Below are 12,795 nucleotides of genomic sequence, written 5' to 3' on the forward strand. Positions count from 1 at the left end.
CCGTTGACATCCTTCACACGGATACCAACGACTCCTCACGACTCTGCGTCACCACCGAATGTGAGACAGGGCCGTTAACTTTACGGACCCGCACCATGTCGTCGTTCAGGCCGCTTTCCACATTCAGTCCTTGCCGCACGAGCGCCAGGACCTTGGGATTGGAGATCGCGGTCTTTCCGAGGCTGGCGTCCGTGGGGGCGAGGATCGCGCCGACGAGCGCGAGCTCCCACACCGTCAGCCCCGACAGCAAAGGCCAGGCGAGCAGCCAGCCCGCCCCGATGCTCAGCGGCAGCCCGATGCCCAGCAGACGGCCTGGCAGGAAACCCCTGGCCACGAGGTCCCGCCTGCGCACGGTCATGGCATCGGTGAACAGCACGAGAGTCAGAGTGGTTTCGAGGAGTGCAGTGATCGGTGAGGTGTCGTGCTCCAGGCGGACGATGTCCAGCACGGCCGGGCCGATGAGGATCCCGGCGCCGACGAACACGATCGCCGACGACAGCGGCGTCGGGGACAGCCGACGTGAAGCCAGTGCGTACGAGGCGGTGACGCCCGCCACTGCCACAACGGTCCAGCCGCCACTGCTCATGTTGGGCCTTTCGGATCCAACCGCCGGACCTCATGGCGGATTGTCGACTTCTTCGGCGCTGCGGCAGAACCACCGCCGTGCGGAACGCGCCGGTCGCCTCCTTCTGCAGGTCGGCGAAGGGCTGCCCGCCGACCTCGACCAGGACACGCCGGGCAGCAGGCCCTTCCGCCCCGGCGACAGCACCTCACTCGCCCGAATGGCCCCGCCCCCTCAAACGACGCAGGGTGGATGAGAGGAGCTGCGAAAGTGCGGCTCAAGGGGAATCGAGGATGCGTCATGGCAACCACAACTACGCCCCACCGATCGGAATCATCCAAGGCGGCCGCCGGCGGACTGGTGACCTTCGCCGCAGTGATGCTCTTCATCGCCGGTTTTCTGGCCATCTTCCGGGGCATCATGGGGATCGCGGACGACGATGTTTTCGTCACCACCCCGAACTACGTCTTCAAGTTCGACCTGACCAGCTGGGGCTGGATCCACCTGATCCTCGGAGTGGTGGCCGTTCTGGTGAGCATCGGCCTCTTCTCGGCGGCCGTATGGGCGAGGGTCGTAGGGGTGGGGATAGCCGGGCTGCTGCTTGTCGCCAGTTTCCTGTCCATCCCGTACTACCCGGTGTGGTCGATCACCCTGATTGCGCTGTACGCGTTCATCATCTGGGCGCTGTGCGTGGTCAAGCGTGACGCGTTCACCGGCTGAGCGGTCCGGCCCTTCCGCTCCCGGCCCTGCCGGTCAATCCTTCCGCAGCCTAGGCGGCGCACTGTTCGACGGAGCCGCCGTCCGGGGCCGTAATCGGACGGCGGCAAGTGAACGGCCAGCTCATGGCCGTCCCGCCTTGGCCTCGGCGGATTCGGGACACGGCCGGATCGACCTGGTAGCCCAGTCGCCCAAATGGCCGCGAGTACTGTCCGAAGATACGCTGAAGCGAATTGTGAAATATGCCCATTTCATCCAGTGCGGTAGGAGATGGGAACGATCCGCTACGGCGGCGACCCTGTCGGACGCCGAACTCGGCGTCATTCCGCTCGAGGTCATGCTGGACGATCCACGACCTCGGCGGCCGCCGGACCACCAACGCGCTGCGCGTCGACGACCAGATCGTGGAGCGTCTGCAATGACCCAGAACCACCACTCCGGCATGGAGACGCGGCACCTCACCACGCAGGAGCGGGTCGCCCGCGGCAAGGCTGCCCGTACCACCGTACCCCGGGCCAGTCATGCCGAGTTCAGGCCCTCGTCCAAGCGCCAGGACCCGGTGGACATCATCGAGAAGCAGTCCGCGACGCGAGTGCCGGACCTCGTACCGATCCGCTACGCCAGGATGAGCGAAGCACCGTTCCGCTTCTACCGCGGGGCCGCAGCCATCATGGCCGCGGACCTCGCGGAGACCCCCCACACCGGGATCAGGGTGCAGTGCTGCGGCGACGCACACATGCTGAACTTCCGGTTGCTGGCCTCGCCGGAGCGCCGCCTGATGTTCGACATCAACGACTTCGACGAGACCCTGCCCGGACCATGGGAATGGGACGTCAAACGGCTGTCGTCCAGCCTCGTCATCGCGGGCCGGGCGAACGGGTTCAGCGGCAAGGAGAGGGCGTCGGTGGTGCGAGCCGCCGTGCAGTCCTACCGCGAGCGCATGCGGAGCTTCGCCGGAATGGGCAATCTCGAGGTCTGGTACGCCCGCTTCGACGCCGACGAACTGCAGCAGCAGTTCGCCCCGTTGCTGAGCGCCAAAGTGCGCGACAGCTGGGAGAAGACCCGGGAACGGGCCCGTGCTCATGACACGCTGCAGGTCTTCGACAAACTCACTCACGTCATCGACGGCAGGCGTTTGATCGCTCCCGATCCGCCGCTGCTGATGCGGCTCCATGATCTGCTGCCGGACACCGAACGCGGCAAGCTGGAGAAGAAGCTCAGCCGGCTGATCGAGCGCTACGGCCAGACCCTGTCGACGGACCGCCGGACACTGCTGGAGAGCTATCGCTTCACCGACGTGGCCCGCAAGGTGGTCGGTGTGGGCAGCGTGGGAACCCGCTGCTGGATCATCCTGCTGCTCGGCAAGGACGACGAGGACCCCCTGTTCCTCCAGGCCAAGGAAGCCGACGAGTCGGTTCTGGCGCCTTATGTCGGCGGCAGCGTATACGGCACCCAGGGCGAGCGCGTCGTCTCCGGCCAGCGGCTCATGCAGGCCACCAGCGACGTTTTCCTGGGCTGGGAACGCCTCACGGGCATGGACGGTAAACAGCGCGACTTCTACGTACGCCAGTTGCGGGACTGGAAAGGAATCGCCGTGGCCGAGAACATGCCTCCGAAGAGGATGGCCCTGTTCGGCCAATTGTGCGGTGCCACGCTCGCCCGCGCCCACGCCCGGTCCGGGGACCGGATCGCGATCGCCGCGTACCTGGGCGGCGGTGACGCCTTCGACCGTGCACTGGTGACGTTCGCCGAGCTGTACGCGGACCAGAACGAGAAGGACCACCGCGCCCTGGTCGATGCCATCCGCGCCGGACGGGTACCGGCCGAAGCAGCTTGAGAAGCCGGCCGCCCGCACCATCGGCGACGCCTTCGGGAGTGAGGTCTCTGAGCTGTTGGCTGCCGAAAAGGCCCTTGACCTCGAACTGGTACTCATCGAGAGAACGGAACGCAGACAAATGACATCTCCTGACACCGACGAACTGGGACCGGTCGACTACGTCGTCGTCGAATTCCCGCCGGAAACCTCTCACTTCACCGGTGAGATGGCCGCAGAGCTCGACAAGCTGGTCACTTCAGGGACCATCCGGGTCCTGGATCTGATCATCCTGTCGAAGGGGGCAGACGGCGAGCTCGACGTGATGGAGGTCGATGCCCCGGACAGCGTGGGTGAACTGCGCGCCGCAGAGGCGCAGCTGGCCGGTCTGCTCGCGGAAGAGGACGTGGTCAATTTGGCCGCAGCCATGGAGCCCGGCACGACAGCCGGAGTACTGGTCTGGGAGAACGTGTGGGCGGGGCCCTTCGCATCCGCCGCCCGCCGTGCGGGAGGCCAGCTCATCGCCAACGGACGTATTCCGATCCAGGCCATCCTGGCCTCGATCGAAGCCGACGAAGAAGGAGAATGAGATGCCTCTCGGACCCATGCGCAGAGGACGACGCGGGGTCATCGACCGCCCCGTCGTTCGCACAGCGGCTGTCGCGGGCACCGCGGCTGTCGTCGCCCACGGGGTCAATCGCCGCAGCGACCGGCGCGAAGACCGCCGCGAGGACCGTGGAGACCGCCGTGAAGACCGCCGGGACCGGCGCTGATCCGAGCTGGTGGACGCGGTCGACGGCTGCACCACCCACCAGGACGTCCTCGCCCGCGACGGCAAGAACATCCAAGCCCATCCGAACAGCTGCCAGCCCGCCAGCGGCTCCTGGTACTCCGTCTACGACGACACCACCGTCACCGTCGTCGCCCAGGCGACCATCGACCATCGACCATCGACCATCGACCATCGACCATCGACCACATGGTCCTCCTCGCCGAGGCCTGGCGCTCCGGCGCCGACACCTGGACCGCAGATCAACGCAAAGCCTTCGGCAACAACCTCAAAGACCCCCAACTCCTCATCGCCTCAGAGTCCTCCAAGTCCGACAGCGGCCCCGCCGACTGGAAACCCGCCAACCACGCCTTCTGGTGCACATACGCCAAGGACTACACCCACATCAAATCGGTCTGGAAGCTCACCACCACCGACGCCGAGAAGACCGCAGCCTCTACCCGCCCAAGATCCGCATCGCGATCGTGCTCGACAACTTCTCCCCGCACCTGACCACGAAGAAGGACACCCGGGTCGGCGACTGGGCCAGGGCCAACAACGTCGAGTTCGCCTACACGCCGACCAACAGCTCGTGGTTGAACCGGATCGAGGCCCAGTTCACCGCCCTGCGGTACTTCGCGCTGGACGGCACCGACCACGCCAGCCACAAGGAGCAGGGCAGCATGATCCGCCGCTACATCATCTGGCGGAACAAGCACACCGCCGATATTCGCTTGCACGCCATCGTCACTCGGGTCAACGTCGCCTGACACCTGACGAAGGCAGAGAAGATGACCACGCAGACCCACTCCGTCGATCACGAACTCATCCAGGCCGTGGCGCACATGGCTCGCACTCGCTGCCGGGGTGACAACCACACCATGGCAGCCGCGGCCCGCGCCGGGGACGGCCGGATCGTCACCGCGGTGAATGTGGCTGTAGAAGCGCATCCCGGTCCACCCGCGCAGGAGGCATTTCACGTGCCATAGGACATCGCTGCCGGGGTGCGGGGAGATCGGCTGCCAGCCCTGTTCGGCGATGCAGGCGAGAGCCTTCGTCGCGGAGGCGACGTTCGGGGAGCAGGGCTTCAGGTGACCGGCCAGCGTGGGCGGGACTGCGCTGGACGGTGGCGGTGTGGCGGTCATGATGCTGCGCTCCGGTCCTTCAGTCGGCGGACACGGGCGATCTCAGTCACACTCGAAGGAATCGACATCGAGCACGTTCGATGGGATCGGTGTGACTCGACGCTGACGCCTGCCGAGCAGCGCCTGGTGTCGCTCAGCGTGCTGAGCGTGTCGTTCTGTCCTGCACCAGCACGCTCGGCCATCTCCCTGTCGACGAAGGGGGGCGCAGATGCGGTGCACCCCGACGTCGTCGTCGCTGCCGCGATGACCGAGGTCGAGCCGAACCGGGCCAAGCTCGCTCGGGCGGTCGATGTTGAAGAACGTCATCTGTTCGTCTGGATGGATGGGTCCGACTTCTTCGCCAGCGAGTCCCTCACCGACGACGAACTTCGTCGTCTCCGGCCCCGGACCTGGGATCAGGTGTCGACGTCCTGTGGGTCGCGAAAGTCGACACGAGTCGGAAGCCGGTCATGGCCGCAGTGCTGTGGCGTGCCGACAGTGGCGGTGAGTGGAGCGACTGGACCACGCGCAGCGTCCCGTCTGGTCAAGGTGGCGCTACCGGCCGCGCTCCGTCGGCGTGAGACCAAGCGCAGACCGCGAACCTCCGATACGACGGCTCGATGGCGAGGACATCGACCGGTGATCGGTGCAGAAGCGACGGATCGGCAGGTCGACGCTGACTCGTGTCCGGCTACACAGCACCCCGCAAATCGAACCTGCCTGCTCCCGCCGTGATGGCGATCGAGCCGTGAGCGCAGCAGCAACTGGTAATCCATGATGGTGTCCAGCGCCAGTAGCGGTCACGGCTGAGGAGTACTCGTTTACCTGGTGGATCGTCTGCTCGCGAGAAGGAGCGATATGACTACCCAGTCCACTCAGAGCGTCCTGATCAACGGGTTTGGGTTGCTCTTCGTGATACTGAACTCGTTCGGGTTGGGCCTCAGGATCGAGGTCGGCAAGCTGCTGGCAGAGGCCTATGCCCACTGGAAGGTCGCCGTGTGGGCGTTGGTGATCAACTTCGTCATCATCCCGCTCCTGTTCATCGGCTATTTGCTGACGATCGCCTCGTCCATTCCGGGAGAGATCAAGGTCGGGTTCTGTGTCGCAGCCCTCTGTGCGGGAATGCCTTTCGCTCCCCTCCTCGCCGGACTAGCCAAGGCGAACGTCGGCATCTCCACCACGCTGCTGGTGGCCTTGACCGTCGGAACCGTTATCGCCCTCCCGATCGGGTTGCCCCTCGCCATCGATGCGGTTGACGCGCAGCTCAAGACCTCTGTCTGGGATGTTGCTTGGCCGCTGCTGCTCTTCTTTCTCCTGCCGCTGGTTCTCGGGTGCGGCTTCAGGGTCTGGTGGGCCGACCTGACGCCGCCATTGGCACATTGGATTGTCCGAGTCGCAATTCTGTGTCTGCTCTTCAATCTCAACTTCACGCTGGTTGCGTATTGGAACCAGTTCGTGGAGGAGTGGGGCACCGAGAGCTACATCGCAGCCGTTGCCGGCCCATTCATCGGCCTCGGGTGTGGCTACCTTCTCGTTTCCAGTCTTCGAGTTAAAGACGTGGGAATCAGGCATGCGGCCGAGGTGACCACGGCGGTACGCAACATCGCTCCGATGCTCCTGATGATGATCTTTCCCTTTGGTGGCGACCCGCTGGTCACGGTATCGATCACGATCCTCAACACCGTCGGCGTCGTGACTGTTCTGCTGTTCGTCCTGATGTGGAGGCGCGCTGCGTCGTCATCGGATACCCACGCAACGACCAACCAGCCAGCCGGCGAGGGCCTGACCCCGCCAACATCGACGTAACGAGTGATCAGTACGGATGCTGACTGCCGCCGAAGTGCCGTTGGAGGACGGGGCGAACCTTCCCTGACACGGCACTAGTTCGTAGCGTTACTGACTTCGGCTCGTCAGGGTGAAGTGTTCTGGAATGCCTGATTGTCTCGATGTGGTGGCGGTATCCCGGGGTGTGTGAGATATGCGGATGGGGGGGTGGGCTGACCGCTGTAGGACGTCGGCGCCGGGAGACGGTGCGGATGCAGGCGGCCGAGCTGTTCGAGCAGGACGTCAAGGCGTTGGAGGTGGCACGGTGCCTGCGGGTGAGCGGGAAGTTGGCCTACCAGTGGCACCAGCTCTGGCGGGACAGCGGAGTTGAGGCGCTGGCCTCCCGGGGCCCGAGCGGATCGCGGTGTCGTCTGTCCCCGCGCTGTCTGGAGAAACTCGCCGCGTATCTGGAGCAGGGTCCGGCCGCGCACGGCTGGGTGGAGGACCAGGTGTGGACCGCGGCGAGGGTGGCCACGCTGATCGGCAGGAAGTTCCACGTCTCCTACAGCGTCTCGGGCGCGACGAGGCTGATGCACCGGCTCGGCTTCAGCCCGCAGGTCCCCGCACAACGGGTGGCCGAGCGCGACGAGCAGGCCGTCACCGTCTGGAAGGAGGCGACCTGGGCGGAGGTAAAAGAGCCCGGGCGGCCTGCGGGGGGGTACCTCTGCTTCGAGGACGAGGCAGGCTTCACCCGGCGGCCGCCCAAGGGACGTACCTGGGGCCGACGCGGCCGCACCCCGGTCGTGACGGTCAACGGGCGACGTTCGGGACGCCTGTCAGTCGCCGGACTGATCGCCATGCGACCCGGCTCCCGCACCCGACTCTGCCACCGCCTACGCACCCACCCCGCCGGCAAGGGCAAACGCCGCAGCATGGGCGAGCGCGACTTCATCGCCCTGATCGACGGCACCCACCACCTCGTCAAGGCCCCGATCGTCCTGGTCTGGGACCGCCTGAACACCCACGTCTCCCACGCCATGTGCGAGCTGATCACCGAGCGGGCATGGCTGACGGTGTTCCTGCTGCCCGCCTGCTCACCCGACCTCAACCCCGTCGAGTGGGTCTGGGTACACGTCAAACGCAGCCTGGCCAACCTCGCCGTCGTCGCCCTCGACCGACTCGAGGCCCTCGTCCGCAACCGGCTCAAGCGCCTTCAGTACCGGCCCGACACCCTCGACGGCTTCATAGCCGGAACCGGCCTGGACCTCGACGACCCAACGCCACCCTAATCAGCCGAAGTCAGTAAGTCCGATCTTCCTCGATTCGTGATCGCTCGATCGTGGTACTCATCGCCGTACGAGCCAACCGTTAGTCATGTGCATGCCGGGATGCAGGCATGGGCCGAAGACCGTATCCGAGCGACTTACCGGATGAGCATTGGGCGTTGATCGAGCCGATGATCACGGCCTGGAAGCAGGGCCGGGTGAGCCGTTCGGCGACCGGGGACCCCGGATCCTGCGATCTCCGGGAGATCGTCAACGCGATCTTCTATCAGAACCGGACGGGCTGTCAGTGACGCTACCTGCCCCACGATCTTCCCGCCTGGTCGGCGGTGTTCTACTACTTCACCCTCTGGCGCCAGGACGGGCTCGACCAGCAGATCCAGGAACTCCTGCGCTGCCAGGTACGGGAGAAAGCCCGCCGATTGGAGGACCCGTCCCTCGTGATCATCGACACCCGGTCCGTGCGCGCGGCCGCGAGAGTCCCGAAGACCACGACGGGACTGGATGCGAACAAAAGGACACCTGGGCGCAAGCGGGGACTGGCCGCCGACGTGTTGGGCCTGATCGTCGGCGTCGTTGTCCTGGCCGCCTCAGCCCACGACAACGCCGCCGGCACCGCCCTGCTCGACCAGGCGGCCGAGCAGGGCTGGATGCGTCTGGAGAAGGCCCTGGTGAACCAGGGCTTCAAGGACGAGGTCATCATCCACGGCGCGTTGTCGGACATCACCGTCGAGGTCGTCCGCCGCAACCCCGCCGACCAGAGCAAGGGCTTCGTCCCGCAGCCCGAGCGGTGGGTGGTCCAGCAGGTCAACGGCACCCTGATGCCACACCGGCGCCTGGCGCGTGAATACGATCACCGGTCCGACACCTCCGCCTCACGCGTCCACTGGGCCTCCACCGCCAACATGACCCGCCGCCTCACCACACCCACCCCAGCCTGGCGCGACACCCTCCGAGCGGCCGCATGAACATCACCGAGCTCCTGACCGATCTCCAGGCCCGCCATGACGAAGCCGCCGGGCTGACGAACTCCGCTGCCAGACAGAGGACTTGACCAGCGCGTTCGCCGAGACCGAAGCGCGCCTCACGGACCTGGCCACCACCCGAAAGGTCATCGCCGAAATCGCGCCGCCCTGCGACGGAGGCGAGCTCGATCCGCCCGAACAGGCCACCGCTTACCAGGCCATCGTGAACGCCTTCAACCAACACCCCGACCAGGCATTCCGGGTCCGAGAACTGCACGAACTCCTCGGCATGCCCACCGACGACCCGGCTATGAACGTCACCCGCAGCCGCCTCGGACGACTCACCCGCCAAGGCTTCCTCACCCAACCCGGACGAGGCCGCTACCAGAAACGGACTTAACGCCCTCTCGAAGTGCGCCCTCACTGAAGGAAGTTACGCTCCCACAGCGTCGCCCATATTTGCAGGACGACCAAGGCACGATTGTGCACTTCCCACAACCCGACCCCTGGCCATCCATCGCCACAGCGGCTTCGACAACAGGCTTCCGATCAACGTCCGGTCCGCATACGCGCCCCGCAGTCATGGGAAGCACAAGCAGCCCCGTCGCCCGACGCGAACTCGCTTACGTGGCCACCCAACCGTCATTCACCAATCACTGACGATGCATCAGAAAAGTCAGCATTGAGTCAGCATAAGGACTACCAGAGATGCCCACACCTTGCCGAACTCTGGAGACGCGCGGCGTCCCGCCACCGGCCTCCAGACTTCTGACAGCCGTCACCACAGCATTCACGCAAGGCCAGGAGGTCCGGGCCAACCCGAAGACGGCCGCAATCGCACACTCCAGTCGTCTACGCAGGTCAGCGCACTCTCCCTCGGGGTTTCAGTGACCCCGAGGGCAGTTCGGGGGCTACCAGGGGACCCCCGTCGTAGCCCTTTACTTCACCGAATCTCGAACCGGTCATCCAGTCAGAACGCGCTTGTGCGATATCCTGATTGGACCGTCCGATGAAGTTCCACCACATGATCAGCTCCTCCTCGAACGGCTCACCGCCCAGAAGCATGAGGCCCGCGTCCGAGGTGGCGCGCAGCGGGAGCTCGGTGCGGCCGCAGCCGAGGTAGAGCATGGAGCCGGGGACCACCGGTACGCCGTCGACATGGGCCTCGCCGGACATGACGAGGACGGCGTACTCGAAGTCGGGCTCCAGCGGCAGGCGTACGTCCGCGCCGCTCGCGAGGGCCAGGTCGGCACCGACGATCGGCGTGTACGTCGTACCGGGTGAGGTCGTGCCGTCGAGCGCGCCCAGCAGAAGCGTGGCGCGCAGGCCGGGGGCGGTGACGACGGGCAGTTCGGCATGGTGTTCGAAGCGCGGGTCGGTGTGCCGGTGACTGTCCGGCAGGGCGACCCAGAGCTGCGCCCCGTGCAGCAGGCGGGAGTGCTCGCGGGGGCTCTCCTCGGAGTGGCTGATGGCGTGCCCCGAGGTCATGAGGCCGAGTTCGCGCGGGCGGATCGTCTGGAGGCTGCCCGTGGAGTCGCGGTGCAGCACTTCACCCTCGTGCAGCCAGCTGACGGTCTGCAGGCCCATGTGCGGGTGCGGCGGAACCTGCATGCCGGGCTCGTCGGCGATGTCGTCGGGCCCGTAGTGATCGACGAAGCACCACGCGCCGACCATGCGCCGGCCCAGGTTGGGCAGCAGACGACGGACTTCGGTGGACTCGCCGAGCTTGACCCGGCGGGGGCTGAGGAGTTCGCGCACCGGCTCGGCCACCACGAACCCGCGGCCACCACAGGGGGCGGGAACCGCCTCCCGATCAAGATTGCTCATGGCGCCCAACCTAGCCCCGTCGGGGGTCTCTCGTCAGGCCGTCGATCCGCCCGTCGAGGGGCTCTCGGCTCAGAACCGGCGCGGCGGCCCAGGACCCGGGCCCCAGGTCCGTACTCCGCACGGCGGGCCGTTCGAGGAAATAGTAGCCATGGACATAATATCCATGTACTGTTTCTTGCATGAGTTCAGCGAAGTCGGTATCCGAGTACGCGACGCCCGGTTTCCTCGTCTGGCGCCTGTCGATGAAATGGCGTGTCGCGGTCGACCGGGCGGTGGGCCCGCTGGGCCTGACGCACGCGCAGTACTCGCTGGTCGCGTCGCTCTACAGCATGAACCGGGACGGGCATCACCCCAGTCAGCGCAGGCTCGCCGACCACACCGGACTCGAACCGCTCTACGTCTCGAAGCTGGCCCGCTCCCTCGAGACGGCCGGGCTCCTGGACCGCACCCGGGATCCGGCGGACCCCCGTGCGGTGCGACTGTCCCTCACCGAGGACGGGCGCGAGATCACCCGCCGCGCGATCACCGTGGTCCAGGGCCTGCTCGAACAGCTTCTCGAACCACTGGGCGGCCTCGGCGGTGAGCGCACACGGGCGTTCAGCCGCGAGGTGGCCGTCCTGCTCGACGTAACGCTCGATCCGCACACCGGAGCCGAGCCGCGTTCCGGCGAGGCTCCCCTCCCTTCCGATTCCGAAGAGGCTTCACCCGAGGAGTAGTCATGACCACCCCTGTTCCCCCCGTCAACGGTCAGGCCATCGGCCTCGCCCACTACGCGAGCCGCGCCGCCCTGGAGCGCGTACTGGCCCGCAGCGGCACCACCTTCGAGCAGTCCGTGGCCCTGCGGGCCGTGTCCGACAACGGCGGGACGGTCGCGCGCGGCAGGGTCGTGGGCCGGCTGACCGGCGGACTGAAGATCGAGGAGTCGGCGGCCCGGCGGACCGTCGAGGAGATGACGGCACGGGGGCTCCTGGTGGAGCCGACGCCCGAGCAGGTGTCCCTCACGGACAGCGGCCGGGAGCTGTTCGAGTCCATCCGTACCGCGGGCGACGCGATCGCGGCCCGGGTGTACGGGGGGATCCCGGCCGAGGATCTGGCGACCGCCGGGCGCGTGCTGGCCCTCGTCACGGAGCGGGCCAACGCGGAACTCGCCGACGCGTAACCACTCCGGGGCACCGGTGACACTCGTGGCACCCGGGGGCACCTCTGGGTACCCGAGCCATCCTGGGCCACCTCGACAGTTCGTGGAATATTCAACCAACGAGCGCGGTTGTGGGCCCTCGAAGGAGGTCAGTGGTGGACATGACGTACTACGACCACGGGACGGCCGCGGAGCGCTGGGAGCGGGCGCAGCTGTTCTTCGAGGCCAAGGACTACGCCGCGGCGGCGCGGGTGCTGGGCGGACTGGTCGAGGAGGTGCCGGAGCAGACCGGACCCCGGCTGCTGCTGGCGCGTTCCTATTACCACTCGGCCCAACTGCGCCGCGCCGAAACCGAGTTGCGCGCGCTTGTGGAGCTCGACCCGGTGGAGCACTACGCCCGGCTGATGCTGGGACGCACGCTCCAGCGCCTCGGCCGGTCCGACGAGGCGGCGTCGCACCTGCGGATCGCGTCCGCGCTCGCGGGCGACTTCGACTAAGGCTACGGCTACGGCTACGGCTACGAACGGGCCTGATCCGATCCGACCCGGGCTGTTCCGGGTTCGGGATCGACCCGGGCGATTCCAGGTTCGGGTTCGGACCCTGCCGGGAAGGCCGGTCACCTCGGTGACCGGCCTTCCCGCGCGCCGGGGGGCCCGGCGGCGGGCGCGGGCGGGGCCGAGGGGGCGTGCCGCGGCGGATGAGGGACGGGCCCAACGGGCGTCACCGCAGCGCGTACCGGCCGGGCCGAAGGGGCGTCACCCCAGCGAGTACCGGCCGGACCCAAGGGGCGTCACCGCGATGACGCCGGACCGGCCTGAACGGGCATCACCGCG

General features: G+C 66.8%; 12 protein-coding genes and 3 pseudogenes. 13 read left to right on the top strand and 2 right to left on the bottom strand.

What is annotated here, in order from left to right; all coding sequences use genetic code 11:
• Positions 1-13: 13 nt before the first annotated feature.
• On the bottom strand, positions 14-586 hold the full coding sequence (locus ACFYW8_RS33385) for a cation:proton antiporter (protein ID WP_389086349.1): 573 nt from the start codon (positions 584-586) through the stop codon (positions 14-16).
• Positions 587-862: 276 nt separating this feature from the next.
• On the opposite strand from ACFYW8_RS33385, the gene ACFYW8_RS33390 reads away from it, so the two are divergent.
• The 10 genes and pseudogenes from ACFYW8_RS33390 (at position 863) to ACFYW8_RS33435 (ending at position 9,397) form a co-directional block, all read left to right on the top strand.
• Positions 863-1,282, top strand: coding sequence for a hypothetical protein (locus ACFYW8_RS33390; protein WP_389086354.1), 420 nt, complete (start codon positions 863-865; stop codon positions 1,280-1,282).
• Positions 1,283-1,697: 415 nt separating this feature from the next.
• Positions 1,698-3,116, top strand: a complete 1,419-nt coding sequence (locus ACFYW8_RS33395; RefSeq protein WP_389086360.1) for a DUF2252 domain-containing protein — start codon at positions 1,698-1,700, stop codon at positions 3,114-3,116.
• The gene (locus tag ACFYW8_RS33400) at positions 3,076-3,681 is read left to right on the top strand and encodes a DUF6325 family protein (RefSeq protein WP_389086365.1); all 606 of its coding nucleotides are present in this window, start codon (positions 3,076-3,078) and stop codon (positions 3,679-3,681) included. Before ACFYW8_RS33395 ends, ACFYW8_RS33400 begins: the two co-directional genes overlap by 41 nt.
• Positions 3,682-4,071: 390 nt before the next feature.
• Complete coding sequence (locus ACFYW8_RS33405) at positions 4,072-4,374, top strand: hypothetical protein (RefSeq protein ID WP_389086370.1); 303 nt, start codon at positions 4,072-4,074, stop codon at positions 4,372-4,374.
• A pseudogene (locus tag ACFYW8_RS33410) lies at positions 4,311-4,631 on the top strand (transposase); the annotation flags it as partial. The gene ACFYW8_RS33405 and the pseudogene ACFYW8_RS33410, both read left to right, overlap by 64 nt.
• A gap of 21 nt (positions 4,632-4,652) precedes the next feature.
• Positions 4,653-4,829 (top strand): annotated as a pseudogene (locus ACFYW8_RS33415) (cytidine deaminase); the annotation flags it as partial.
• Between the two features lie 1,014 nt (positions 4,830-5,843).
• Positions 5,844-6,791, top strand: coding sequence for a bile acid:sodium symporter (locus ACFYW8_RS33420; RefSeq protein WP_389086375.1), 948 nt, complete (start codon positions 5,844-5,846; stop codon positions 6,789-6,791).
• A gap of 230 nt (positions 6,792-7,021) precedes the next feature.
• Complete coding sequence (locus tag ACFYW8_RS33425) at positions 7,022-8,038, top strand: IS630 family transposase (RefSeq protein ID WP_389086380.1); 1,017 nt, start codon at positions 7,022-7,024, stop codon at positions 8,036-8,038.
• A gap of 107 nt (positions 8,039-8,145) precedes the next feature.
• A pseudogene (locus ACFYW8_RS33430) lies at positions 8,146-9,000 on the top strand (IS5 family transposase).
• Positions 9,001-9,082: 82 nt separating this feature from the next.
• Entirely contained in the window at positions 9,083-9,397 is a 315-nt protein-coding gene (locus ACFYW8_RS33435) for a hypothetical protein (protein ID WP_389086385.1), read from the top strand.
• A 461-nt stretch (positions 9,398-9,858) separates the two neighbouring features.
• Here the strand turns inward: ACFYW8_RS33435 and ACFYW8_RS33440 are convergent, their stop codons facing one another.
• Positions 9,859-10,824: a pirin family protein gene (locus ACFYW8_RS33440; RefSeq protein ID WP_389086390.1), complete on the bottom strand. Its 966-nt coding sequence runs from the start codon at positions 10,822-10,824 to the stop codon at positions 9,859-9,861.
• Between the two features lie 179 nt (positions 10,825-11,003).
• On the opposite strand from ACFYW8_RS33440, the gene ACFYW8_RS33445 reads away from it, so the two are divergent.
• The 3 genes from ACFYW8_RS33445 to ACFYW8_RS33455 all read left to right on the top strand — a co-directional run bounded on the left by ACFYW8_RS33445 (position 11,004) and on the right by ACFYW8_RS33455 (position 12,459).
• The gene (locus ACFYW8_RS33445) at positions 11,004-11,540 is read left to right on the top strand and encodes a MarR family transcriptional regulator (protein ID WP_365869931.1); all 537 of its coding nucleotides are present in this window, start codon (positions 11,004-11,006) and stop codon (positions 11,538-11,540) included.
• A gap of 2 nt (positions 11,541-11,542) precedes the next feature.
• Complete coding sequence (locus ACFYW8_RS33450; RefSeq protein ID WP_389086397.1) at positions 11,543-11,983, top strand: MarR family winged helix-turn-helix transcriptional regulator; 441 nt, start codon at positions 11,543-11,545, stop codon at positions 11,981-11,983.
• 134 nt (positions 11,984-12,117) lie between these two features.
• Positions 12,118-12,459: a tetratricopeptide repeat protein gene (locus ACFYW8_RS33455; protein WP_389086402.1), complete on the top strand. Its 342-nt coding sequence runs from the start codon at positions 12,118-12,120 to the stop codon at positions 12,457-12,459.
• Positions 12,460-12,795 lie beyond the last annotated feature (336 nt).

Source organism: Streptomyces sp. NPDC002742 (assembly GCF_042888885.1).
In the GTDB taxonomy this organism is placed as follows: Bacteria; Actinomycetota; Actinomycetes; order Streptomycetales; family Streptomycetaceae; genus Streptomyces.

What these genes read in the sequence shown, in the direction of transcription:
- ACFYW8_RS33405 (WP_389086370.1), top strand. Translation starts at nt 4,072, where the DNA reads ATGGTCCTCCTCGCCGAGGCCTGGCGCTCCGGCGCCGACACCTGGACC.
- ACFYW8_RS33440 (WP_389086390.1), bottom strand. Translation starts at nt 10,824, where the DNA reads ATGAGCAATCTTGATCGGGAGGCGGTTCCCGCCCCCTGTGGTGGCCGC.
- ACFYW8_RS33445 (WP_365869931.1), top strand. Translation starts at nt 11,004, where the DNA reads ATGAGTTCAGCGAAGTCGGTATCCGAGTACGCGACGCCCGGTTTCCTC.
- ACFYW8_RS33400 (WP_389086365.1), top strand. Translation starts at nt 3,076, where the DNA reads ATGCCATCCGCGCCGGACGGGTACCGGCCGAAGCAGCTTGAGAAGCCG.
- ACFYW8_RS33420 (WP_389086375.1), top strand. Translation starts at nt 5,844, where the DNA reads ATGACTACCCAGTCCACTCAGAGCGTCCTGATCAACGGGTTTGGGTTG.
- ACFYW8_RS33395 (WP_389086360.1), top strand. Translation starts at nt 1,698, where the DNA reads ATGACCCAGAACCACCACTCCGGCATGGAGACGCGGCACCTCACCACG.
- ACFYW8_RS33425 (WP_389086380.1), top strand. Translation starts at nt 7,022, where the DNA reads ATGCAGGCGGCCGAGCTGTTCGAGCAGGACGTCAAGGCGTTGGAGGTG.
- ACFYW8_RS33450 (WP_389086397.1), top strand. Translation starts at nt 11,543, where the DNA reads ATGACCACCCCTGTTCCCCCCGTCAACGGTCAGGCCATCGGCCTCGCC.
- ACFYW8_RS33390 (WP_389086354.1), top strand. Translation starts at nt 863, where the DNA reads ATGGCAACCACAACTACGCCCCACCGATCGGAATCATCCAAGGCGGCC.
- ACFYW8_RS33385 (WP_389086349.1), bottom strand. Translation starts at nt 586, where the DNA reads ATGAGCAGTGGCGGCTGGACCGTTGTGGCAGTGGCGGGCGTCACCGCC.